Origin of the sequence: Listeria grandensis, assembly GCF_014322885.1 — a bacterium.
Taxonomy (GTDB): Bacteria; Bacillota; Bacilli; order Lactobacillales; family Listeriaceae; genus Listeria_A; species Listeria_A grandensis.
In genome coordinates, this window is sequence record NZ_JAASUG010000001.1 from 304,477 (window position 1) to 330,478 (window position 26,002).

Below are 26,002 nucleotides of genomic sequence, written 5' to 3' on the forward strand. Positions count from 1 at the left end.
TCCCTATTTGTTTTCTTTCATGTAGGTTTTCACCTGGTCAATCACTGCGTTAGGATCTTGCTCACATGCTAATTTGAACTCTGTGGTTGTCCCTGGCTCATTCAATATTGCATTTACCACCTGCATCGCTAGCATTTTATCCGTGTCAATCATTGCTTTATACGTGTTCTCTGTTTGGATTGACAAAACTTCTGCCAATGTTTGGAGTGTCTGTGCTTTGAGTGTGAATCGTGATATTGTTCCTTGATCATTGTTAACAATTCTATCTTTAAATTGACCTTCTAAACAAATCGCACTTACTGCTTCTCCTGCTTCTTTCAGCAATTGTGTCAACTCTCCTGAATGCTGTGCTAATTTCTGCATTTCAACAAGCAGTTGTTCTTGTTCAGTAAGCGAGATCGAAATTTCACCTGCTCCCATATTTTATCACACCTGCACTTTCATAAATTTAACAAATTGCTTTTTCAATGTTTTCCCTGCTATGGAACGAACTTTTTGTCTTGGTAAATCATACTCAATAATCTCTGTATCATTATCGATAATCAAGGCTGAATAGGTACATTTATCATATTCAAAATACTGTAACTGAAAAGCTTCATTCTGGCTATAATATGCTTCTAATCGCAATAACGCATAGTCTTGCCAGATTTTTGTATCTTCACTTTGCTGTTTATTATCCAACTGCTGTAGAAATTTAATGTTTTGATAAAAGACTGCTAGCAAAATCATTTTATCTGTTCGTTCTAGCGTGTATATGTTTTCGTCTGTTTTTTCTAGTACATGTGAAAACATTTTATTCTTGTCTACATCAACAGCGCATGTAAAACTATTTAACGTCATGTAACGCTTTGCTTTTTGATATTTCTTCAAAATATAGCCATATTTCAAGCCTTCTTCTGTCGGTTCACCATTTTGAAACAAGCCAATTTTTTCTAGATCGCTATATCCTTTTTCAAGCACTATTTTGAGATTTTCCAGTTCACCCTCTTCATTATATTTTGGGATAGGTACATTAAATATATCAGTAGAATCATCATTCAGCATGTTCAACGCGTATAAAGCTTCACTCGTAAACTCCATATTATGCATCACCTATTTCTTTAAGTACTTTGGCATCGCTAATGTTATTCAACAGATGATCAGCGCCTTCAACCGCTTTTCTATATTCTTTCACAGCTTCATTAAAATCCTTCCTAAACCTTGTATAAAAGCTCTTTAATTCGTCATACTCTGTCTTGCTTTTCCCCTTCCAAAGCGATTCTTTCCCAGTGATTCTTTTTATATCTTCGGGTATTGTTGTATTTAATAACGTTTCAGCCGCTTGTAGTTTTTGCAACGCCTCACCAGTTCTCGTGCTATTGTATTTGACCTTATCCGAGGTAAATTTATCTTGTATGGAATTTATATTTTTCAAATCTGTCATATCAACCAAACAATCCATCTCCTTTTAACTCGCGTTCCCAGAGCATTTTCCCATCGTTATATTTATCTACATCGTCACTTATTTTATCATCTAGACTTCTCTTTTTTGACTCTAAAGTTTCGTGCAAGTCTTGAATTGATTTTATGGAGTCTTTTGCAAAATCAATATACGTATCAATATCTTTTAAATCGGTTTTTAATTTTGACGAGAGTGTATCTAAATAGTCATATGCATTGGTCATTTCCATCGTCTGCACTTTTTCTCGATTAGAGTCAACAAAACTTTCTGTAGAACTCATATCGGAGGATCGAGACTGATTTAATCGATTAGAGTCGATTACTTTTATAACGGCTTTATATTTTTTTCTTTTTTCTTTATTTCGATTGATTCGTTCCAGTAGCTCAGCATCATTGGCAGCCATCTTATCCCTCCTATATTCTAGCCTACTATCCAGTAGGCTAGATGTCTTACAACTACATTCCTAATTTGATCTTCTGTAATTGCCCATCAAAAATTATATAGGCTTCTGCTTTTTCAAGTGGCTTTTCTTGCATCATACGATTCGTTGTACTGAAAACACTTTGATCGGAGACACGCATAGATAGAACAATTAGCTTACTATCTCTAATTTTATTTACGATATCGCCATATCCTTTATTAATAACCGCTGGCTCATTACCAATAACAAACCAAATTCCCGTCTTACCATCTTGATGCAGCATTTCTAGTAGTTGCGATTGTGTTCTTGATGATACTGCCTCACTAATTTGTACTAAACCATTGAAAATAATGCATTTTGGATCGTACTGACGGTAAAACTCAAATGGAGTCCCAGAAATATCGCTCGTTTGAACCATTTCTAAATAGGATGCTTCACGGTCTTTAAACTCGTCATAGATTTCCTCAATGAATTCTTCTATTTCCTCAACATCTGTTAGGTAGTTGTTCACCAGTTGTCGAGCATTTACGAGCCCCATGGAACTTTGATCAATGACCGATGTTTCTACATTTTCTTTTCTATTCATTATTTTTGCAATCGCAGTTAAATTATCAACAACAACCGATGAACTGCCAGCAGCTATGACAATATTTTGTTTATAAAGTGGGATTGCTACGGGTTCAGCAAACTCGTAATCAATTCCCAGTGGCAACTCACCGTATGCTGTAAGATGTTTCTTCGTCTTCTCCATCTCAAACAGCTCCTCGATAGGGAATACTTCTGCAACCATAGGGATTGGCTTAGGCAATTCTCCTTTCCAATTACTTCTCATCTCATTTGCTTCTTTTTGATTTGCTTCGATAATTTCTAGTGTGTTTTCACCTATATTCGGCAATGCTGCTTGGAAAAGTGTCGGTTCATCAATTTTGACAAGCCCTCTACCAGGTAACTCTTCTATCGCCATTGTTGTTCTGCCTACAATCGAGCTTATATCCGATTTATCTATTAGGAACAGCGCTAATTGCATCTTGATGTTTGAAGCAAGTGGAACTTTAAGAGCGGCATGTCGTACACCAGATATTAGTAAATGAATACCAATTCCCGCGCCCTCTCTGGCAATCTGAGTTATGAGCGGCTCTAGCATATTTACGAGTACTTCCTCTTCACGGATAGCATCATAATTATCGATCACAATCGTGATATATGGTACTTCTTTACCGCTTGCTTGTTCATACATTTTTAGACTAGCCACGCTATAATCTTTAAGCATTTTCTTGCGTTCTTTAATCTCGGCTGTTAATCGACGAACAAATTTTTGACATTTTTCAAGTTCTTCAATACCAATTGTATCTGCGATGTGTGGCAGGTTTTTCAGAGACAATAAGCCGTTTGTTCCGAAATCAAATAAATATGCATTTAGGTGCGCTGGTGAATGCTCACGAGCAAGGCCTAACATAATTGTTTGTAGGAATGTTGACTTACCGAAACCAGGGCTTGAAAATACAGCTAGATGACCGTCTTTTGTTAAATTAAGGGTATGGACATCTTGGCTTTGTAAATGTGGCTGATCCACAATCCCTATAACTGGTTCCAAATCTCGCTTGCCTTTTTGCCATGCGTCTTTGTAATCGATTGGATGCAGCTCTGGCAAGAAAATCATGTCTTCCAGCGGCGGCAACCACGGACGCGGCAACATCGCAATGTTCGCTTCCTCCGTGTAATCGTGAATATAGTCGATCACCGCATCAAGTTCTGACGGCACTTTTGAAATATCCTCTTTATCGCCCAAACCACTCAAATCTTCCGTCAAAATTTCATACTGACCGAGATCATTAATCGCGTAAATCGTCGTGTCCACTTGCTCCTGATCGTCTTTATCTGGCACGTAATCCGCACCACTCCAAGCACTTTGGAACAATTCATAAATCTCGTTATTCCCGACTTGCAAATACGAACGACCTGGTAGCGTGATTTCGGCTGCGTCTGGTGTTTTCAAAATTTCATTGGAATCCGACGCATTTTGTACTTTCAACGCCAGTTTGAATTTCGAGTTGGACCAGATTTGATCATCCACGACACCGCTCGGTTTTTGTGTTGCTAGAATTAAATGGATACCTAGCGAACGCCCGATACGCGCCGTTGAAACAAGTTCTTTCATGAATTCCGGTTGTTCACTTTTTAGCTCGGCGAACTCATCGGAAATCAGGAATAAATGCGGCATCGCTTCGGATGCTTCGCCTAATTTGTATAATTTTTGATATTGGTTGATATGGTTGACATCGTGCTCGCCAAATAGACGTTGACGTTTTTGCAATTCGGCTTTAATCGAAGCGAGTGCACGCATACTCTGCGCACCGTCCAAGTTCGTGATTGTACCGAGTAAATGTGGCAAGTTTCGGAATAGATTCGCCATTCCGCCGCCTTTATAATCTATCAGCAAGAACGCAACTTCGTACGGATGGAAATTCACGGCAAGCGAGATAATATACGATTGAATAATCTCCGACTTACCAGAACCCGTCGTACCCGCGACCAAACCATGCGGACCATGCGCTTTTTCATGCAAATTTAGGTTGACAATATCGTCTTTCCCACGCAAACCAAGCGGAACCGCCAAGCTTTTATACGTCTCATTTTTCTCCCAACGCGCGCTAATTCCAAGCTCTTCCACGCGATCAACACCGTACATCTCCAAAAATGTCACCGATTCTGGAATCGAATTTTTCAAGTTCTGCAAGTGATTAAGCGGCGCCAATGCACGACTCACACTCTCTTTATCAAAATCAGCAGGGAAATGATCCAGCGTAAAGCTACGATTCACAAGCTCACCTTGCTCCAAAATCACATTCCCGTTCTTCGCATCCCGAATATCGATAACCGTTTTCACATGCTCTGGCAAACTTTGCATCACGTCCTGCACGAACACAAGCGAAACCCCGTACTCACTAGGATCCTCATTGAAAAACTCCATCACCGTGTGATCCATCATCAGTTTTTCGTCCGTCACAAGCACCACATAATGCGGCGAAAAGTACATCTGCTCTGACTTGTTGCCCTTTTCCTCCAAAGCCATCTTGCGCTCCTTCAAAATTTGGTACAACGAGTTCAAAACCTGGTCCCGCGAACGCTCATGGTACACAAAGCCACGCACATTAATATCGCGCAAACTCGCGTGTGGCAACCAACGCATCCAGTCCCACTGTTCCTTTTCCTCTTCCGGGAATACCGTAATAAACTGCAAATCATAGTAGCTGTGGAAAAGCGCGGTCTGCATCACCATCAACTGCAACTGCTCCAACACAAGCGCGCGGTGCCCAATATAACCAACCGGCCCGTTCATCAAATCCGTCCCCATCGGCACATCCTTCACCGAATAATACTGCGACTTCAAATCCTTCGCGCTCTCCACCAACTCATCCTTGTCCTGCGTGAACTCCTCCTCTTGGAATTCCACTTGAAACGACGTATTCTCCTCCCCAGTACCAACCCGATACTGCAAAAAATCATGGTGAAACATCGTCTTCTCATAAATCCGCGAATCAACAGAAAGCGCCATATCGCGAATCTCCGTCACCGTTGGAAAATGATAATGTAGCGAATGCGCCTGTTCCTCCGCTGCTGCGTGAAGTTCCGACGTCTTGTCTTTCAAATAACGACGATAACTCGCGTCACGTTCCTTCATGTCCACCTTATATTTTTTGCGGTTTTTCACATACGTAATCACCGAGAAAATCACCGTCGCGCCCGTCATCCCAAGCGTCATCAACACAAAAATCGGATTCGGACGTAAAAACATCATCACAATCGACATCACAATCATAATCAGCGGCGGGATCAAAATTTTCATCAATTCCTCGCTCGGTTTCGAAGGCTTGCCCGGCGGCTTTGCGATCGTCAAATTCGTCTCTGGCGCACGATAAATAATCCGCGGTGACCGGTGATAATCCGGATAATCCGCACTAAAAGCATTGTCCGGCGCAACCAACTGCGCAAGCGTCGCATGAACACGGCCATCTCCCGCGATAATCTCGATGTCCTCCTTACCAACCCGAATTGTCACGCCATCAAAATAAAGCTGATCCCCGGCTTGCAACATACACTCCGATTCCACACGATAATAGTTATGGTAAACAATCCCACCGTACACGTTCAATTTAAACGTCGCACCAAGCTCCTCACGAATAAACAACAAATCCGCCGTCGTGCCCGCAATCACAACATCATTAAAATCCTTCTCACCAAATGTAATCGAATATTTCGTCGTCGTATCAAAAACCTGCGCGGCCAAATCCTCCGTCAAATAAAACTGGATCTTCTCCCCGTCAGACGTCTCCAAATTCAGACGCTCATTCAAAGCAAGCGGCAAATCACCTAAAAACCATTGCTCCGCGTCCTCGTTCCAAATCACTTGCAACGAATCCGCCAAGTTCTCATAGGTCACCGTATGATTCAAATCTCCACCAATCGTTACCTCTTTTTTCGAATCTAGCTGGCATTTATGTAGCTGGTTGCCATAACTAATCGTTAGTAGTTGCTTCTCCATGTTATTCGACCTCCGATGTTGCTTTTGCTTTGTCTTGTTCTTTTTGGTTAGCTTCCTCTTTCGCCATCTCTTCTTTTAACTTCGCTTCGTTCTCTTTTACCTTCTTGATTTTGTCGTTGAGTGCTTCCTGTTCCTCATTTCGCGTAGAAGCCTTCATTTCCGTATTCGCATCCAACTGCTCAATCTGTCTCGCTAAATTGTAAACCTGCAAATCATTATCTTTCATCGTTAGCGCGATATCATTGGCCTTCGTAAGTTCCGCCTGTCCATCATAAATCCAGTACAATAAATACTCTTCCGGTGATTTTAGCGTTGTTTTTTGTAGCACCGTCTTCTTCTGAACATCGCTCAGTTTCGCGCTTTCCACATACGATTTCGCCAATTCAAATTTGCTCGCTTGTGGTAACTTCTCTGGATCCACATCACGCAACGTTTCCGTCACTTTTCCATAATCATCCGCAATAAACGCCTCATTCGCGCTCAGCAATGTCTCTTGAAATGGCACTTTCACAAAAGCAAAATAAGCAACCGGAACCGCCAGAACAAGCGTCGCAATAATAAATCCAATCGTAAGCCCTTTAAACAAACGATAATTCTTCCGTTGCACTAGCGTCATTTTCCGATTCACAGCCGCCGTTTCCTTCGCATAACTCTCCGCTAAAATCTCCTCAATTGCCGCTAAATCCTTCGCCTCAATAATACTCCGATCAAAACTCGTCCCCTTCGCATTATCAAGCGATCCCGAAATCAACTCATCAAACGCGTACTTTTTCGAAAACAGCGCCACAATCAAACACTTATACTGCTTCAAAAACTTCTCGTCTGTCATCGTATACGGCGGCAACACATCACGAATCCCACGATACACTAAAAACGGCATTTGATTCACATCAAAAACCATATTTTCTGGATGTAAGAAGAACGTAAATCGCGTCTTCAACAACTCTGCGAAACGTGCTACATTACCAATCGCTCGTAACTTCTCATTCCGATCAAGTCCATACAACTCATCCCATGTTGTTTTTCCAGCTGTATCGAATTGGAACGACAACGCATCGCCCTTATCCTCAAAAGAAGCCGGTACAAAAAAAGTCGAATTCTCCTTCAACAAAGCCAATTGACGAATATCCTTCACCTTCGTTTGTGACTTCGAAAAATCAACCTGCCAAGTCGTCCCATCCACCTGAAAATTATATTCCATCGCATCTACCATTATTTTTCTCGTTATCATGTGTCTCAAATCTCCCTTTTATAAAATTTCAATGATGTCCCCGTCTGTAATTTGAAAATCTGTCAACTTATCATCATCTGTCAACAATAGTTCTTTATTAGCCACCTTAATCGCGCAATGCGACATGTTCGGCTGCGACAACTTTAACGTCTCTACCAAATTCAGTAGCAATGCCTTGACCGGTTGGTGCTTCGGGATTCGCAAATCGTGAATTCGCCCACCCCACTTCGTAAAATTGATCGTCACATTAATATGCGTATCTTGTGCCATCTCTATCTCCCTCTCCTTATTCCCATACTTTCCGAACAACCATATAAAGCAACGCGCCTACAGCCAAAACAATACCCGATAGAACCCACCAAATCGTCTTATTCGTTTTTTCTGGCACATCTTGACCTACTGCCGTCACTTCATTTTGCCCCGCTACTTCCTCTGCCTCAGAAAACAAAGAAGCTTTCATCACTTGCACGGAATTATCTTTTTTTGATTCCCCAGTAAACAGAGCAGCTTTTATATCATCCATTTGTTTCTTTTCTTGCGCCTTTATCTCCGCAGCATTTTTCTCAGCTTCAGGCGTGAATAACGTGATTCCCATTTTTTCAAGCTCCGTTTGCTCTGTATCCATATCCGTGTTCTTCTCGTCAATCGTTTTTGTCGCCCGGTCCAACTGCATTTCCATTTTCCCATCATCGCCAAGGTACGAATCTTCACTATTCGCCGCAAAGACACCTACAGGAATAGCAAGAATTGTCCCCATCAGAATCGCAGAAATCATACTTTTTTTATGCTTCATCGTCGTTTCCTCCTGCCTGCTTACTCCGATGCCATACGAATAAATTCACGATTATACCAACTACCGCCGCGCCAATCAGACTATACATCAGAACAAGCCAATCATCTGTGCGACTCATAAACCCATTCAACAAGTTCTCCACATATTGCAATGGCGACAACGAACGAATCGTAGCTAACATCGAATCTTGGTCAATTTTAAGCCCAACTGCCTCCGTTAAGAATAAATAAAGCGCTAAAATAACGAGTAACAAGAACATCCCAATCATTCGTAATTGTCGTAACAAGTAAGTAGAAATCGTTACAAAAACAAATACAACCAACATAATAACACCCATCCAAGAAACGAAAATAACGCCTTTCATTTCCAAGAAGTAGGCAGAAATAACACCAATAATCGCGCCCTCAATCAAGGCAATTCCAACCGTCATGAGCGTAATCGGTGTATTTTGATACGCCAACGCCATTTCTTCGGAAAACTCATCCTCTTGCTTACGTTTACGCTCCTGTGCCGCAATCACATAACCCGTAAATAAAGCAACAATAAAGCAAACTAAAACAATCAAGTACGGTGTAAACGTATCTCCCGCCGCAATCGTTTCCCCTTTTACTTTCTCGACTGGGTTACTCAGAAAACTATATAAATTTTCATTTTGGCGATCACCAACACGACTATTTTTCATCATAGTCGCGAAATTAGAAGCAAACTCCTGATCCGTTCCTAGCTTATTCGCCATATTTGCCGATAGTTTTTGCGCTTGCGTTACAATGCCTAAACCGCTGTTTTGGATGTTCTTCGCTTGTTTATCAATAGCATCAAATGTTTTGTATACATTATCCGCCGAGTTAAGATTCGTTTTTGAAGAATCCGCCAATGACTTACTTTGCGATAGTAACGCGCCAAATTCACTTCCCAAAGATAAAGTAGCGGATTTTTCATCGCCACTATTCGTCACAACGATGCCGCCTTTTTCAAGCAACTCTAGGCTAGCTTTACGCCATGCTTCTACATTTGCAAGCGTTTGGGCAACGCTCGTATTCATAGTCGCCGCCTGTGTCGTTGTTTCTGTTAAACGCTCCGATAACACATTCGCATTCTCTTTCGTAATCGCCGTCCGCATCTGTGACTCATCCACTTGCTGCTGGAAAATTTCTAAATCCCGATGGATAAAATTCGTGACATTATCTGTAATCAGCGTTACCATACTTGCAATTCGATTTTCAATATTGAATTGATAGTAGTAGGAATTCTTCTTGTCCGCTGCGTACTCCGTCAATGATTTTCCGTCTAAATCTAATGGCGTAACGCGAGCATCAATACCGTAATACGTCTTAAAGAGCTCAGATAATTTATAGTACGGTTTGACATAATCCGCCACATTATCCGCTAACATTGTTGTCTCTTTCTCAATAGCCCCAATCGTATCGTGTACTTCTTTTATCGCATCATCTCGCTCTTGCGTCGTAATAATGTACTGCGGCCCTAATTCGATGTTCACGTTTTTATCTTCTACCGGATTAGTAACTGGTGGATCAGGTGGATTGTCTGGGTCCGCAGGTTCTTCCACTTCCAACCTAGTCTCGATATTTGTCACATCAACCTTAATCGGAGCAAATAAATCAAACCCCGTTCCTTCCGTATTTGTAAGCGCCTCTTCTTTAATATACAATTCAATGAATAAATTCAAATCCAAGGCTGTAACACCCGATCCATCAGGGTCCGTCACACTTGGATCGATATCAATCGTCCACTCCTGTTTTGCCTCATCGTAGTTAGTCGTACTGTATACATAACTGCCATCTTCTTTCGTAAGCTTAACAGAATAAGTCGCTTCACTGCTAGGCACTGCAAAACCTTCTGGCTGTTTAAAAATCAATTTTTGTGTATTATCTTTAACTCCCGATTTTTCAATCTGGAAATCTTGGCTAAAGGTATAAATATAGTAATTTCCGTCAACCAAATTACGCGTCCCAAGCCCAGCGATCTTCTCCTGTTTCAATTTATCAATCGCATTTTCGACCGCTTCATATTTTGGAAATTCTTTTTTCTTATCCAGTAGTCCCTCCGACCAATCGCCTGCATTCGAACTCATATACCTTCTAGCGATTTCAATCACATTCCGCAACTCATTGAAAACCGCTCTTTCCTCCGCGCTAGCATCATCTTTCAATAAATAAGCATCGTAATTCGGAATCTCTTTCATTAATCTTTGAATTTCATCATTAAAGCGATTATTCAACGTCTTATCCGTCAAATCATCTAGCGTAATATTCCGATTCCCCTCATCCGAAATATAATTAAGTAAGTCCCCTTCCACACTTCCACGCAAGCTTTCGCCCATTTTTGTCGTAACCTCTGTATTTATCATGGCAACCTGCTCGCTCACTGCATCTAGGTATGTCTGTACACTATCTACCTGCGTCGATAATGTCCGTTCCTCTTCCATTTTCTGAAACTGCTTGAAAAGCGCATCATTAGAACTTTTCAGATTAGAAAGTTGTTCCGATACATCTGCCGTTGACATCGCTGTATCGTTTCCTGACATCTGCTCAGCAAACGACTTTGAAACAAGCGCATTCGTTTCTTGACTTTTCGCCAATTTTTCTAAAGACTGAAAATACGTCTCGTTCGTTTTCGTTCCTTCCGCGAGCCCTGTTCCAAATCCTTTTAAAATATCCTGCAATCCTTTAAAACTATCTTTAGACATAACCGTGTAATCCTGCACCGTTTTGAATTGTTGCGTATAGTTAGATAATGGCGAATTAACATGCGCATCATATATCGAACCATACGTTTCTTCCTTGTCGACCAATTTTGTTATACTATCCTGCGCTCCATGAAGGTTAGTAAGAATACTCGCAAAATAAACATCAATAATCTGACTATTAAAGTCTTCTAGTACAGCCGCTGCCGCTCGTTCCGCTTCTGCTGCTACATCTTTATTTCCAGTCTCACTAATTCGATAAGAAATCTTCACTTTCTCGGGCTTTTCCAACGTCATGGACATCGCCGCTTTTGAAAAATCTTGTGGGATAAAGATAATCATATCGTACACCCGATTTTTCAAACCATTTTCAGCAAATCCACGAGAAGTAGTCGCCCATTTATGATCCGTCTGTTTCAAAACTTTCGCTGTAAATTTATCACCAAAATCAATTTTCTCGCCGTCATCCGTCCTAACTCCGATGTCTTCATTGACAAGCGCGATGGACATTTTTTTCGTTTGCATACCATTTTCTTTCTTAGCCGCATTTTGTTCCAACGCCAAGTAAGACGTTCCAGCCGAAAGAAGCAAAGCCAGCACTAAAAAAGCCAACACACTCCACTTTATTTTTTTCACTTGTATCCACTCCCGATGCTTTATTTATGTAAGAAGTCTCCCAACTTCGAATTTCCAAATGAGGCGTTTACTATATTACTGAGGCTAAAAAATAGCCCCAGCATCTAATATTTCTTAGTTCAATCCAAAATTGCGAGATAAATTCGCATCATTTTCTTCCACCGCATTTGCTGTTTTAGCCAGTTGTTGCTCGATTTGGTGCATCAAGTTGGAGAAATCCGTTACTTTTGGTTTCAATTGCTGGAATTGATCATCAAATTTACGGAACGCTTCCCCTTCCCACTCACTGCGTAATTGTTCTTGTAATTGCTCTAATTCTCTTAAGATTTGTTCGATATCTTGCCCTTTACGGCCGTAAGTTTTCGAGCGATCGCGGAGTTCCGCAGGGCTCATTCTAATTTGTCCTGACATTGTTCTTCCATCTCCTTTTAATCAAATTAAAAAGGCCGCACATCACAATGTACGACCTCATCGGTAACTGCACAAAGATGTATTATGTACTTTATGCAATTGGTAACGCTTTAATTCAATCCAAAATTGCGCGATAAATTCGCATCGTTTTCTTCCACCGCTGTTGCTGTTTTGCTTAATTGCTGTTCGATTTGGTGCATCAAGTTGGAGAAATCCGTTACTTTTGGTTTCAATTGCTGGAATTGATCATCAAATTTACGGAACGCTTCCCCTTCCCACTCACTACGTAATTGTTCTTGTAATTGTTCTAACTCTCTTAAAATTTGTTCGATGTCTTGTCCTTTACGACCGTATGTTTTTGAACGATCGCGAAGTTCCGCAGGGCTCATCCTAATTTGTCCTGACATGTCATTCAACTCCTTTTTATTTTTAGGTCTTGAGGTATACCATAGCCTAATGGGCTATATTGCCATTATAGCAAAAAAGAACTAATTATTGTTGATTCTATTTGTGAATTTTTTGTGAACATTTTCATTATATTTCCTATTATGTTGTATTTATGTTCATTTTTTTCAAAAAATCAACCAAGTAAGCATTCTCTTTACATATAATGGATTTATTAACACTATTATCGCCAAAACAATATCATCCATAATCAATTAGTATTAACCTGAATCTATACTACTATGCAATTTCCATATTAATTGTATTTTTTTGATATCATTGCTACTATTAGGATGGAGGTGCTCTCATGGAAATTAAGAAATGGGCAGAGTATGATATAATACCCTATGAAGCCTTACTTTTGGCAGATCCTAATATATCTGAGATTAAGCGTTACTTTTATCAATCTGACGTTTTCTTGATAGAAGAAGAGGAATACACAGTCGGAGTTGTTTGTATACAAAATAAAGAAGATTGCTCAGAAATCGTCAATATCGCTGTTTTAGCAGAGTACCAAGGGCTAGGCTATGGAAAACAACTTTTAGATTACGCTATCTCCCATGTAAAGCAATTACATAGCAAAAACTTGATCGTCAAAACAGCTAATTCGAGTATTCAGGCACTTGCTTTTTATCAAAAAGCTGGGTTTCGAATGGTCGAGATTGTTCCAAATTATTTTACTACATCTTATTCTAAATCAATCTGGGAAAATGGAATTTTAGCCCAAGATCAAATTATTCTGCAACTCTCATGGATCGGATGAAAAAACATTCGTCTTTTATAAAATCAGTTTAATTTTTCCAATTACTCCTCTATAAAGTTGCATATTTTTAACATATTCATAAAACTGTAACATATTATACTTAATTTTCTTTACGAAAGTATAATTTATGACTTTTTTTATTTTGAAAAATCTTTATAATAAGAAGTAAGATCAATCGTTAAAGAGAAGGGGAAATCAAATTATGTATGTAGCTGACTTAGTAAAAAATTTTAATGGAGAAAAGTTAATTGAAAAGATAACCGAACTGGATATTCCACACAAGACGGCGAGCTTCAAGAAAAATGAACTCATTGTGGAGGAAGGCAAAATAGATTCCCATTTTTACATAGTGGATTCTGGACTTATTTCATTTAGTGTAACAAACTCAGATAAGTTACAAGTAATTACTCGTTTTTTAAATAGTAATACTTGGTTTGGTAGTGCTAATTTCTTGTTAGATTCTCCTTTTCAATTTAATGTAACTGCTTTGCGAGATACAAAAATCAGAATTTACAACCGAAATGATATTCTTCGCCTTTTCCAAACAGACTCAGACGGTTTTTGGTTCTTGTACTTTGATGGTTACAGTCAAGTACACGAGCGTAATGCCCTTGTTGAAATTGCCCACCATGATCCTCGTCGCCGACTTATTTCGGCATTGCTTTACATTGCAAACACAGTTGGAATCAAGACAGATGATGGTATCAGTTTTCCGCGCGGCATCACGCAAAACCATCTTGCCCTAGTTTCACAAGTTCCAAGAACACGCGCGAATGTAGAGCTTCAAAAATTACGAGAGCAAGGCATTATCAGACTGAAACCAAAGCCAACCGTCATTTTGGACATTCTGAAGCTTCGTGAGCAATTGGAAATACACCGCACGCCTCGGACTACAGACTAATTCACCAAAATAAATAGAGTGCCAAACATAGAACTGAACAAGCTCAGCGATATGTTTGACACTCTATTTTTGTTTTTCAAGCCAGGTTGTGATTTGCGCTTGATCGTCGAGATCTCCTTTATAACGGTCCGTTTCCAGCCCTCTTGTGTAATAAATAAGCGTTGGCACAACTCTGACGCCCATTTCTTTTATAATCGCTGTATAGTTCTTGTCAGCCTCCCTAGCCTTATCCGTATTGTAATAAAAAGCCTGGCGCTCTGTTTCCTTCAGCGCTCCAACAAGCTTCTTACGGAACGGCTCACAATCAGGACAAGTCGGGCGTCCAATATAAACATACCCTGTCTTCTTCTCTGCCAAAATCGACTTCATCTGCGTGTTTGTAATATGGCGCATCACTTGCTGATTCGCCTCTGCTTTCGTATCCGCCAGATTTTTCGCATGCGTATCCACAATCAACTGCACACCGACAATAAAAAGAGCTAGCGTGACAATAGTAAGCAAAATAATCTTATATTTCTTCACCAGAAAACCTCCCCACAAATGAAAAGCGAGCAAAAACTGCTCGCTTACCCTTAATTTCACTTGCCTTCATCCCTAAAACCGTGACTCATCGCCGAAAATCTGAAAACCAGGGCAGAGGCTTAACAGCGGGGATGAGTGCTTGTTACTCCGCCGAGAGACCCATTTCGGAAACGACAACACTTGCTATACTATCACAAAAACGTTCTGTGTCTTCCGCAGATGCTGCTTCGACCATGACGCGAACGAGTGGCTCTGTTCCAGATGGGCGAACTAATACGCGACCATTTCCGTTCATTTCTGCCTCCACTGCTGAGATTGCTGCATGAACTTTTGCATTTTCCGTGACATGATTTTTATCAGTAACGCGGATATTAACTAATTTTTGAGGGAAGGTTTGCATTTCTGCTGCTAACTCGGATAGCTTTTTCCCAGTTTCTTTCATTACATTGACTAATTGAATACCTGTTAATAAACCATCGCCTGTTGTAATGTAGTCTAGGAATACGATGTGGCCAGATTGTTCCCCACCAAGACTGTAGCTTCCTTCGCGCATGGCCTCTACCACGTAACGATCCCCTACTGCGGTTTGTATTGCTTTAATTCCTAGTTCATCCAAGCCTTTATAAAAACCTAGATTACTCATTACTGTAGATACGATTGTATTATTGGTTAAACGACCTTGTGCTTTTAAATGTTTTGCACAGATAAACATGATTTTATCACCGTCGACAATTTCACCGTTCTCATCCACTGCAATGACACGGTCGCCATCACCATCGAATGCAAGGCCAACATGTGCTTCTTTTTCTTTCACAAATGTAGCAAGTTTTTCAGGGTGTGTGGAGCCCACGTCTGCATTGATGTTAAGTCCATTTGGTGATGCACCCATAGAGCTTGTATCTGCGTCAAGATCAGCAAATAGATGCGTTGCAAGCGATGATGTAGCACCGTGTGCACAATCTAATGCCACATGTAAACCTGAAAAGTTGCCTTCTACAGATTGTTTTAGATATTGTAAATACTTCTGCTTACCTTCAAAATAGTCACTTACTGTTCCTAATCCGGCATCACTCGGGCGTGGCAACTCATCGTTTCCGCCATCAAGTAAGGCTTCGATTTCTAACTCTTGGTCATCTGATAGTTTGAAACCATCGGAACCAAAAAATTTGATACCGTTATCTTCTACTGGATTGTGTGATGCGGAAATCATAACGCTCGCTGCTGCACCTTGTGCTTTTGTCAAATAAGCGACACCAGGTGTCGAGATTACACCTAGACGCATAACTTCAATTCCTACGGATACGAGACCTGCGATTAAAGCAGACTCTAACATTTCACCCGAGATTCTTGTATCTCTGGCTACTAAAACTTTTGGATGTTCCCCAACGTGTTTTGTTAGTATATATCCTCCAAATCTTCCTAGGCGAAATGCCAATTCTGGAGATAACTCTTTATTTGCTATTCCTCTAACACCATCAGTACCAAAATATTTTCCCATTTTATAATTCGCTCCTTCTTAATTAAGAGGTTGGTCACGCTGATTTGTTAATGTCTGCTTCATTTCGTTTTTCATTCCTAGTGGAGACCAACTTTTGTGTCACAATTTTTGATCCGTGTATCTACTCATTATACCTTTTTTTAATCTTTTTTACACCTATTCGTATGTAATTGCCCGATGAACTGCCATATAATGCGATATTCATCGGGCTGTAAATTAATTAGAAATCTGGTCTGATGCATCTGCAACTTTTTTGGTGACCTGTATTTCTGCTTTAGACTGTGATAGTGTAAATGTAAAATTTGGTGCTAATCCATGAACTGTGAGTGGAATGGTATGTGTCCCGTCTTGTAAATTCGACATATTGGCAACGATATTAAAATCATTTCGTCCCAATGCATCGATATCTTTCTTGATGCCACTGATTGTGATACTCACTTTCCCACTTTTGGGGTCCAAGTATTCTGTGTTGTAGGTTTCAGAACGAACGAGCCCAATAATACTGATTGGAACATCTTTAAATTCCGTCGACTTTTGTCCTGTGGAGGCGTCTTGATCTGCTGAATCATCTTGTTTATCCGTGTCTTTTCCTGCATCTTTCGTCGGTGTACCTGGTTCCGTTACATTCGGACTTTTATTAGTTGGCTGACCATTGCTCTCACTTGGCTCATTGGAACTCTGGTCATTCTGCTTTTTTCCAGTTTTTATCTTTACTTTTACCGAAGTAGGGGTGACAGATGCTGCGCCAGTTGGAACTGGGACTGGGACCTCTAGTGTTTTGTCCTCCGTAACTTGCGTGACATCAATTGGAATCGTGATTTGCTCCACCTTGTCAGTCACAGCCTCGCTACCAATCACGGTAACCTTCTCATCTTCAGATGTGATACTTGTAATCGTTACGGTTTTATCTGCTGGGTTGCCACTTTGTTGGAATCGTAATGGTACGGTTTTACCTATTTTTGAAACTGGAACGGTTACCTCAACTTCTTCTGGATCGATTTCGACATCCAGTTTATTTAAATTCACATCAAAAGCGCTAATTGTAGCTTTCGTTGTAAAATCGCTGGTCTGGTCTTTTTCATTAGATACCGTTGCTTTTACATAGGCGATTTGGTCGAGTATTTCTTTCGATCCGGTAATGGAGACTTTCTTGGGATCGGTTTTGATACTCCCTGCCTCATAGCCATCTGCAATCACGGATTTATTTAATTCCACTTCTACCGAATATTTTTTCGTGACTTTTTCTGCGAGTGTGACTTTGGCAGTTGGTGGATTGACCGTTCCTTTCAAACGATCTGATAAGCCTTTGATTTCTATTTTGACGCTCTGTGTCCCAACTTTTGCGTTAGTTAGATCGATATAAGCAATGAGATTTGCTTGAGTTTTCGCGAGCTGCACGAGACCTTTCGAGCCACTAACTGTCACATCAACCGTATCTGGTACGCCGGTGACATTCATGTTGTCTTTGTCATAGTAAACTTCTACTGGTACATTGTTGATAACATCGACATACACACCTTCTGTCGTAGTTAATGAATTATTGCCAGCAGCCGATGTAACCGATGTAAATAGGATTGCTGCAAAGATTAGAGAAATGATTCTTACAGACCATTTATTGGTTAAAATGCGATCCATCATTCTTTACCGCCCCCTCTCCATTTGCTGAAAATTGACGGCTTCTTCTGCATCGGTACAACGAGCTCAAACTCTAAAATTTCATGTAAACGTTCTGGTGTTACTTCGCGGAAAAGTTCGCCGCCTTTTGTGATCGAAATGCCACCCGTCTCTTCGGAAACGACAACAGTTAAGCAATCCGTTACTTCACTGATACCAAGTGCAGCTCTATGCCTTGTACCAAGTTCCTTTGAGAGAAACGGGCTATCAGACAATGGCAGATAACCTGCTGCTGCTGCGATTTTATTATTTTTTATAATAACCGCGCCATCGTGTAGCGGTGTATTCGGAATAAAAATATTGATTAGAAGTTGCGAAGAAATATCCGCGTCCATTGAAATACCTGTTTCGATATAATCATCGAGCCCCGTTCCACGTTCAATAGAAATAAGGGCGCCAATACGACGCTTGCCCATGTAGCTGACAGATTTCTCAATGGCATCAATCAGATGTTGTTGCTCTTTCTCACGCTTAGTCCCTGCTTTCGAGATAAAACTACCACGCCCAAGTGTTTCTAGCGCTCGGCGTAATTCGGGTTGAAAAATAATAATAATAGCTAAGAAACCCCAAGTTAACACCTGATCGGTAATCCATTCCACCGTCTGTAATCCTAGGAAACTGCTGACAATCTTTACAACCACAATAATAAAAATACCTTTTAATAACTGTACCGCTTTCGTTCCGCGAATCAGCATAATCACTTTATAAATAACGAACCATACTACTAAAATATCAATTACATTTGCCAAATAATGCAAAATCGATCCGTCTGGAATGGTCATAAATTCGCCTCCGTTTTCAAAAAAGCAAGGTTCGTGTTCCTTTGCTGCTTCCATTATTAAGCGTATGAAAATTGCTTATACTTGCCATTATAGCACAGAATAGGAGGTGGAAAAAGATTTGTGCCACGGAAATTGTTTAAGAATTTATAAAGAAGTATCTATCTTTAAAAAGAAGCAAGCAAAACCAAGTATTTCCTGATTACATTAGAATACTATAAAAAAAATCGTTGTGATGACTGCCTTTATAAACACGAAAAGGAACCCCCTTTGGAGCCCCCTCTCGTACTATTTATGGTAATCATGTTTTTCTAACTTATCCACCAACTGCACAGCTTCACCAAATAACTCTAGCTCTAGTGGCGCACCATCTAGTAATTCAAGGCGTACCGTTTTCGCGTTCACCGAAACTTCGATGAGGCGATCACGATAGTTAATTTTGAAAGCGTATTTCGTCCATGTTTTCGGCAGGAATGGTGCAAATGACAGGCGTTCCTGATAGGTACGCATACCTGCAAAGCCTTGTACAATCGCGATCCAACTACCCGCCATCGAAGTGATGTGCAACCCGTCGTCCGTATCGTTATTATAGTTATCCAGATCCAGACGTGCCGTTCGATTATACATTTCGACAGCTTTGTCTTCACGCCCAATTTCCGCGGCTAATACCGTATGAACTGCCGGTGAAAGACTTGACTCATGCACAGTCAACGGTTCGTAAAACTCATAATTTCGCTGCTTCGTCTCAAAATCAAATTCATCCCCGAATATATAAATTCCCTGTAGCACATCTGCCTGTTTGATAAAACATGACCGCAAAATTTTATCCCATGACCAGTTCTGATTAATTGGCTTATCTGCTTCTGTCAACGTATCCGTTGAACGCAACTCTTTATCCAAGAATGTGTCATGTTGCACAAATATTTGCCACTTTTCATCATATGGAAAGTACATGTTATCAATGATATCCTGCCACAGATCGATTTCAGCATCAGAAACTTGCAGTTCCGCTTTTTTAGCTGGCGTTATTTTCGCAAGCGATTCGATTGTGTAGCGCAATGTCCATGTCGCAATGTAGTTTGTATACCAGTTATTACTAACATTATTCTCATATTCATTAGGCCCTGTCACACCATGAATCATATACTTATCCAATCGTTCCGACATGTGCACCCGATCCGCCCAAAAGCGACTAATCTCAGTCAACACATCCATGCCTTCATTTTCTAAATAGGAGCTATCCCCTGTATAATTTGTATAATTATAAATCGCATAGGCAATCGCGCCGTTCCGATGAATCTCCTCAAATGTGATCTCCCACTCGTTATGACACTCCACACCAGTGAACGTGACCATCGGATAAAGCGCACCCTTCATGCCAATTTTACGCGCATTAATCTTTGCACCATCCAATTGATCGTGACGATATTGCAACAAATTACGCGATACGTTCTTGTCCGCTAGTGATAAATAAAGCGGCAGAGCAAACGCCTCTGTGTCCCAGTAAGTCGCACCACCATACTTCTCACCCGTAAAACCCTTTGGCCCAATATTAAGACGCGCATCCTCACCATAATACGTCGCAAACAATTGGAAAATATTAAAGCGAATCCCTTGTTGTGCCGCGTCATCTCCTGAAATCAACACATCCGCTTTTTTCCAGCGCTCATGCCAAGCAGTTACATGTTCTAGACGCAACGTCTCGTAGTCTAAACCTTCTAAATCATCCAAAATCCGCTGTGAGCTCGGCGCTAATTCTTGCTCCGCATAATCTCGCGAAGTCACAACCGCCACACGTTTTTCCAATTTTGCTGTTTTTCCTTTTGCTACCGTAAATTGATATTTATTTTCCACATAAAGTTTTGATGCTTCAGCTGCAGTCTCACTTGCACTTTCTGCGCGTGATTCCATCGAAGCTGCAATCGTGAACCGAGGAATCTCAAAATTGTTCTCAATCGTCTTGGTCACAATGGTTGCCTTGTTTTCACTTGCCTCTTGCGCCACTTCCAACCAAAACATATCATCATAATTCGCGTCCTCATTCGTCACATTCCCATCGATATAAGGCGTTAAAATCACGATTGCATCCACATCCAACGAGGTAACATGATAGCGAATCAAGCACAGTTCTTGTTTCACAATGCTAAGAAAGCGCTCCGTTTCCACGAAGAATGCCTTCCCGTTTTTCGTAACCTTGAAAGAACGGCGCAAAATCCCTGTTTTCATATCCAATTCCAATACAAAATCCGTCACTTCATCCTTAAATAAGTCCAGCATTTCGCCATCTATTTCCACATCAATACCGATAAAATTCAGCGCATTAATCACTTTTCCAAAATAATCAGGGTAGCCATTTTTCCACCAGCCAACACGCGTTTTATCCGGATACCAAACACCCGCAATATACGTGCCTTGGTGCGTATCCCCAGAATATCGCTCCTCAAAATTGCCGCGCATCCCCATATAGCCATTTCCAAGTGAAGTAAGACTTTCCTGTAATCGTTTCGCCTCTTTCTCCACACTTCTAGATCTTAATTTCCATTCATCAATTTCAAATAAGCGTTGCATCATCCTGCTCGTCCCCCCAATTCCAAAATATCATCCGTCTGTCTAAAACGCGTCTTAATGAAAGTGAATGCAATCATCAGCACCATACCAAGCGACTGAACCGCCATCATCACCGTCACATCAAAATAAATCAACCCGATCACAGTAGCAAGGAGCGTTGGTAATCCAAGCGCGAGCAACGTCAGTGACAGCGCCTCTTTGTAAGAACCTATTTCCGACATCTGATTTCGCTTCGTAAACCAAATAAACAGAGCCGCAAACAGCGTCAACATGAGGCTACTCGCGAAAAGTACCGAACCAAGCATCGCGGACATCGTCAAAAATACAAACGCCTTGTTCTGCACATACCATTGCCCACTAATCCACGCCTGCATATCCGTCGGACTCGTAATCCCCTCAAGACTCGCGTCATCCGTATACTTCACCGTGAACGCATATCCTGAGCTATCCCGAAGTTCCATACTATTTTTTCCTAAAACAAGCATATTTTTTGCATCTGGCATATCCGAATTTGCCAGGTTAACCATCGCGATACCGCTCTTATTTTCAAGCCTCGTCTCGCTCGGTTGTCCCGAAAGCGTTCCATTTTGTAGCGCATAACTGGCCGTAACCTCACCCACAAAAGCCTCATCCACCTGCTGCATCATATTTGGCATCAACGACTCCAAATCAAACGAATCCTGCTTCGCAAAATGAAGCGACACCGGGATCAACAAACAAGCCGTCAAAAACACAAATATAAACATCAACTTTCCCCATCCAAACGACGTTCGACTAGCAAACATTCGCTTTGGCGAGCACATTCCCCAAAAATAACTCATCGGAAACCCACGCTTCATAACTAATCACATCACAATCTAAAAATCTCATCCTCAAAGCTATCATAGCACCCCAAGGAAAACTTTAACAACTAAAACCTTCTTTCAAAACAAAGGCCAAAATCAAGCGTCCGAAAGGCGACAAATAGATCCCTAGTCTTTGCACGCACACCGGAGCATAAGCTACTGTATGCGAACAACTCCAACATTAAGCTTCCATCACTAGCCTTTGGTTCCGCCGGCCGTAAGCCCTGACACAAAGTTCTTTTGTAGGAAGAAGAACAATAAACAGATCGGTAAAGCCGCTAAAATAGCACCTGCAGCAAATAGTGCAACCTTTTGTTGTTGCGGATTCGCAATAAAACTCTGCAAGCCAACAGCAATTGTCAAATTTTCCGGTGTCCGTAGTAGAAATTTTGCCAAAAGGAAATCTCCAAACGGTCCCATGAACGCCCACAAAGCTTGTACCGCTATCATCGGCCGAACTAGTGGCAAGATAATTTGACCAAAAATCCGGAAATGACCTGCACCATCAAGCTTCGCAGATTCATCCAAATCGCGCGGCACTGTGTCGAAATAGCCCTTCATCAGCCAAATGTTCATCGGAATTCCCCCACCAATATAAATCAATGTTAAGAACCAGAATTGATCTAACGCGCCTAAAAGCATTGCTAACACATAAAAAGCGGTTAAAGCAGCCATTGTCGGCACCATTTGAATAATCAAGAAGAAAATCAAGCTATTTTTACGTCCTTTGAAGCGGTAACGACTATACGTATAGCCCGCAATCGTCACAATCGCAACTTGGAAAATCATCGTTGTAACTGCAATAATCAACGTATTACGATACCAATCTAAATACAATGTATCATTGAAAAGTCTCGCAAAGTTATTAAGCGTCCAATTATCGCTCCACTCTAGTGTGAATGCTGCAATATTACCAGGTTTAAACGCCGATGATGCTGTAATCAAAATCGGATATAAAATGACAATCGTTAAACCTATCAAAAAGAAGTACGTGAAAAATTTTGTTAAGAAATTCGTTGTCCGTTGATCTTTAAAAAACGACTTCATCCTACATCATCCCTTCATTACCAAAGGCATTGGTTTTCTTAAACGCAATCATAGATACGGAAATAACAACAATCGATATAAGGAGCGTAACCGCCGCTGCAACCGCATACTGTGGCGAGGTCCCAGTTGTTAACTTGTATATCCAAGAAATAAGTATATCCGTTGAGCCAGCACCTGCGCCGACACTTCCAGGTCCACCTTCATTAAATAGGTAGATGATAGAGAAGTTATTGAAATTAAATGTATACTGTGTAATAAATACAGGAGCCGTCACAAAAAGAATCATCGGCATTGTAATTTTGCGGAAACGCGAAATGGCACTGGCACCATCAATCTTTGCAGCTTCATATAGTTCACCAGGAATTGCTTGTAAAACCCCGGTAACCATAACGTAAATATATGGAAATCCCAACCATCCTTGAATAGATATTAAGGCTACTTTTGTCCAGAACGGATCTGTTTTCCAAGCAAGCGATGGAATATCCACAAACGGCAGATGATTTAAAAGTGGGATAACTTGCATATTAATTGCACCGATGCTGTCATTGAACATGTTAGAAAAACTCATGATCGTGATAAAAGCTGGTACTGCCCACGGAAGCAAGAAAACAACTCCGAAAAGGCGCTTTCCTTTGATGAAATTTTGATTGGCAACAACAGCCGTGAAAACACCGATTATAATTTGTAACGTCGTTGCGCAAAGCGTCCATATGAGCGTCCACGAGAATACACTCAAGAATGTATCGCGATATGAGCTCAGGAAAAAGATACTAAAGAAATTCTTGAAGCCGACCCAGTCAATTAAGTTCGCTGGTGGAATGTGATAAAAATCATAGTTCGTAAATGCCATAAATAGCGTGACCAGTACTGGAAAAATGATAACAAATGTCATCACAAGATATGCAGGTAGCGTGAAAAGATATGGAAAACCTTTCTCCACCATATTTTTTAGAATATCGATCGTTTTTGTATTAACTGTTTCTCCCAAGTTCCACGTTATTGCTACCCGCCTCGCATCAAATATATTAATAATATAAAAGCCGATAAAAAGGACAGTAACAATCAGTTGAAGCGTTCCCTCAATCATCAGGAACAACGAGTGATCTACACCTGGAATTGATCCGAGCGTAATAAGACCAATAAATGCATTAATACCAACTGCGATAAATTCGATAACAAAGGCAATGAAAACGGCGATAAAAACCACACCTTTAAAAATTTGCCCGTTATAAAATTGTCCGAGTCCTGGAATGATCGATAACAGCGTCGCCTTACGAACATTTTTAATTGGTTCATTATTCATCGTGTTATCTCCCTATCTTAAAGCTTGGGAGTGGAATAAAGCCTCCCATCTCCCAAACTTCTTTTTATTTATTTTTGATATTTCTGAGCGATATTGTCTGAGATTACTTTGACAGCGTCGTTTGCAGATTGTTTCGGCGTTTTATTACCCGATGCTGCGTCAAACATTAAGTTCTCAGCACCCGTCCAAACTTCGGCCATTTCCGGAATGTTTGGCATTGGTTGTGCATTCGCGTATTGTGCAATAACTGCTGTTGATAATTCGTCTTTCTTAGCCGCGGCTGTATCACGTGATTCGTGGTTTGCCGGCACTTCATTTGTCATTTCGTACAATGTATTTTGATTATCTGTGTTCGTCAAGTAGTCTACCCATTTTTGAGCTACGTCTTTGTTTTTAGAGTAATTCGAGATAACCCAACCTTTACCACCAGCGAATGGCGAATAAGGCTTGTTATTATCAAGTGTTGGAATTTCTGCAACACCATAGTTTAATTTCGCTTCTTTATAGCTCGCTGCTGACCAAGGTCCACCGATGATGGCGCCCGCTTTACCTTTTATAAACTGATCTTGGATAAAGTCATCCGCGCTCTTATTGTCTTGCATTCCTTTTGGCCAATAAGTTTGGAACCATTTCGTTGCGTACGTAATTCCCTCGATAGAACCTTCGTTATTCAGACCAATATCTTTCGGATTCGTGCCGTTATCACCAAATACATAGCCGCCGTAGCCCGCTAGCAGACCATATGAGAAATAGAAATCTGTCCATTTAGCAAGAAAGGCTGTTGATTTTCCTTTTTCTGTTTCAAAATTAAAACGAGGATCTTTTGTTAACGCTTCTAGTTCTTTAAAAGTCGTTGGGGCTTTGTCTAGTAAATCTTTATTGTAATACAGCACGAGTGTCTCAATGATTGCTGGTGCACCGTATATTTTGTCGTCAATCGTCACTTGTTTCACATCATTATCGTCAAGTTGATCTTTATTTCCCAATTTTACTTCAGCTAAATGTCCCTGTTGTCCAAGACTACCGATTCTGTCATACGCTGACATCATTACGTCTGGCGCTGTTCCCGCTGGACCATCTAGTGGCAATGCTTCCAGTGTTTCGAACATATCTTTTTTAACTACTTTAATTGTTACGTCGTTATCTTTTTCGAATTTAGATTTCACTTTATCAATATATTTTGCATAGCCTTCATCAACGGAAACCGTTAATGTTTTTTTACTGCTATCCGAACTGCTATCTTTTGATGAGCTGCCGCTACCACATGCTGCAAGACTTGCTACAATTACCAAAACCATTGCTAATAAGCTAAACTTTTTGAATGAACTCATTACCTTTTTTCCTCCTCTTTTGGAAAATCCATGCACAACTTATCAATCATAGTCTGTACATTCCTTCTCCACGCCCTATTTTATTCTTTGGTAAAGCATTGTGAAACAGGTTAACCTCTGTAGTCATTATGGCTGATAACGAAAACG

General features: G+C 40.7%; 22 protein-coding genes. 2 read left to right on the forward strand and 20 right to left on the reverse strand.

Annotated elements, in window-relative coordinates; genetic code table 11:
• Positions 1-3: 3 nt before the first annotated feature.
• The 11 genes from HCJ54_RS01360 to HCJ54_RS01410 all read right to left on the reverse strand — a co-directional run bounded on the left by HCJ54_RS01360 (position 4) and on the right by HCJ54_RS01410 (position 12,587).
• On the reverse strand, positions 4-420 hold the full coding sequence (locus HCJ54_RS01360; RefSeq protein WP_187136353.1) for a hypothetical protein: 417 nt from the start codon (positions 418-420) through the stop codon (positions 4-6).
• A 6-nt stretch (positions 421-426) separates the two neighbouring features.
• Complete coding sequence (locus tag HCJ54_RS01365; RefSeq protein WP_187136354.1) at positions 427-1,080, reverse strand: hypothetical protein; 654 nt, start codon at positions 1,078-1,080, stop codon at positions 427-429.
• Between the two features lies 1 nt (position 1,081).
• Positions 1,082-1,432, reverse strand: a complete 351-nt coding sequence (locus tag HCJ54_RS01370; protein WP_185409666.1) for a hypothetical protein — start codon at positions 1,430-1,432, stop codon at positions 1,082-1,084.
• Entirely contained in the window at positions 1,425-1,844 is a 420-nt protein-coding gene (locus HCJ54_RS01375; protein ID WP_185526185.1) for a hypothetical protein, read from the reverse strand. The genes HCJ54_RS01370 and HCJ54_RS01375 overlap by 8 nt, the downstream gene beginning before the upstream one ends.
• 52 nt (positions 1,845-1,896) lie before the next feature.
• The gene (gene essC / locus HCJ54_RS01380; protein ID WP_187136355.1) at positions 1,897-6,405 is read right to left on the reverse strand and encodes a type VII secretion protein EssC; all 4,509 of its coding nucleotides are present in this window, start codon (positions 6,403-6,405) and stop codon (positions 1,897-1,899) included.
• Between the two features lies 1 nt (position 6,406).
• On the reverse strand, positions 6,407-7,636 hold the full coding sequence (gene essB, locus HCJ54_RS01385; protein WP_187136356.1) for a type VII secretion protein EssB: 1,230 nt from the start codon (positions 7,634-7,636) through the stop codon (positions 6,407-6,409).
• 18 nt (positions 7,637-7,654) lie between these two features.
• Positions 7,655-7,906 carry an EsaB/YukD family protein gene (locus tag HCJ54_RS01390; RefSeq protein WP_036066143.1) on the reverse strand — a complete coding sequence of 84 codons (252 nt, stop codon included), beginning with the start codon at positions 7,904-7,906 and terminating at the stop codon, positions 7,655-7,657.
• 16 nt (positions 7,907-7,922) lie between these two features.
• Entirely contained in the window at positions 7,923-8,429 is a 507-nt protein-coding gene (gene essA, locus HCJ54_RS01395) for a type VII secretion protein EssA (protein ID WP_187136357.1), read from the reverse strand.
• Positions 8,419-11,769 (reverse strand): type VII secretion protein EsaA, encoded by a 3,351-nt coding sequence (gene esaA / locus HCJ54_RS01400; RefSeq protein WP_187136358.1) that lies wholly within the window; start codon positions 11,767-11,769, stop codon positions 8,419-8,421. Before esaA ends, essA begins: the two co-directional genes overlap by 11 nt.
• 114 nt (positions 11,770-11,883) lie before the next feature.
• Entirely contained in the window at positions 11,884-12,180 is a 297-nt protein-coding gene (locus HCJ54_RS01405) for a WXG100 family type VII secretion target (protein WP_036066144.1), read from the reverse strand.
• A 110-nt stretch (positions 12,181-12,290) separates the two neighbouring features.
• Complete coding sequence (locus HCJ54_RS01410; protein ID WP_036066145.1) at positions 12,291-12,587, reverse strand: WXG100 family type VII secretion target; 297 nt, start codon at positions 12,585-12,587, stop codon at positions 12,291-12,293.
• 344 nt (positions 12,588-12,931) lie between these two features.
• On the opposite strand from HCJ54_RS01410, the gene HCJ54_RS01415 reads away from it, so the two are divergent.
• A complete protein-coding gene (locus HCJ54_RS01415) occupies positions 12,932-13,387 on the forward strand; it encodes a GNAT family N-acetyltransferase (protein WP_187136359.1) in 456 nt (151 codons plus the stop codon).
• Between the two features lie 202 nt (positions 13,388-13,589).
• Positions 13,590-14,288, forward strand: coding sequence for a Crp/Fnr family transcriptional regulator (locus tag HCJ54_RS01420; protein WP_036066147.1), 699 nt, complete (start codon positions 13,590-13,592; stop codon positions 14,286-14,288).
• 63 nt (positions 14,289-14,351) lie between these two features.
• Here HCJ54_RS01420 and HCJ54_RS01425 read toward each other — a convergent pair whose 3' ends face one another.
• From HCJ54_RS01425 to HCJ54_RS01465, 9 genes are all read right to left on the reverse strand, one after another.
• Positions 14,352-14,810, reverse strand: coding sequence for a thioredoxin family protein (locus HCJ54_RS01425; protein WP_187136360.1), 459 nt, complete (start codon positions 14,808-14,810; stop codon positions 14,352-14,354).
• Positions 14,811-14,952: 142 nt separating this feature from the next.
• Positions 14,953-16,308, reverse strand: coding sequence for a phosphoglucosamine mutase (glmM, locus tag HCJ54_RS01430; protein ID WP_187136361.1), 1,356 nt, complete (start codon positions 16,306-16,308; stop codon positions 14,953-14,955).
• A gap of 216 nt (positions 16,309-16,524) precedes the next feature.
• Positions 16,525-17,946, reverse strand: coding sequence for a CdaR family protein (locus tag HCJ54_RS01435; RefSeq protein WP_187136362.1), 1,422 nt, complete (start codon positions 17,944-17,946; stop codon positions 16,525-16,527).
• Positions 17,943-18,764, reverse strand: a complete 822-nt coding sequence (gene cdaA, locus HCJ54_RS01440) for a diadenylate cyclase CdaA (protein WP_036066148.1) — start codon at positions 18,762-18,764, stop codon at positions 17,943-17,945. The genes HCJ54_RS01435 and cdaA overlap by 4 nt, the downstream gene beginning before the upstream one ends.
• Before the next feature lie 285 nt (positions 18,765-19,049).
• Positions 19,050-21,332, reverse strand: coding sequence for a glycoside hydrolase family 65 protein (locus tag HCJ54_RS01445; protein ID WP_280527048.1), 2,283 nt, complete (start codon positions 21,330-21,332; stop codon positions 19,050-19,052).
• Positions 21,329-22,168 (reverse strand): DUF1189 family protein, encoded by an 840-nt coding sequence (locus HCJ54_RS01450; RefSeq protein ID WP_342354437.1) that lies wholly within the window; start codon positions 22,166-22,168, stop codon positions 21,329-21,331. The genes HCJ54_RS01445 and HCJ54_RS01450 overlap by 4 nt, the downstream gene beginning before the upstream one ends.
• Positions 22,169-22,369: 201 nt before the next feature.
• Positions 22,370-23,221: a sugar ABC transporter permease gene (locus tag HCJ54_RS01455; RefSeq protein WP_185410838.1), complete on the reverse strand. Its 852-nt coding sequence runs from the start codon at positions 23,219-23,221 to the stop codon at positions 22,370-22,372.
• A gap of 1 nt (position 23,222) precedes the next feature.
• Positions 23,223-24,524, reverse strand: a complete 1,302-nt coding sequence (locus HCJ54_RS01460; RefSeq protein ID WP_036066150.1) for a carbohydrate ABC transporter permease — start codon at positions 24,522-24,524, stop codon at positions 23,223-23,225.
• Positions 24,525-24,592: 68 nt separating this feature from the next.
• Entirely contained in the window at positions 24,593-25,855 is a 1,263-nt protein-coding gene (locus HCJ54_RS01465) for an extracellular solute-binding protein (protein WP_185410836.1), read from the reverse strand.
• Positions 25,856-26,002: the final 147 nt, after the last annotated feature.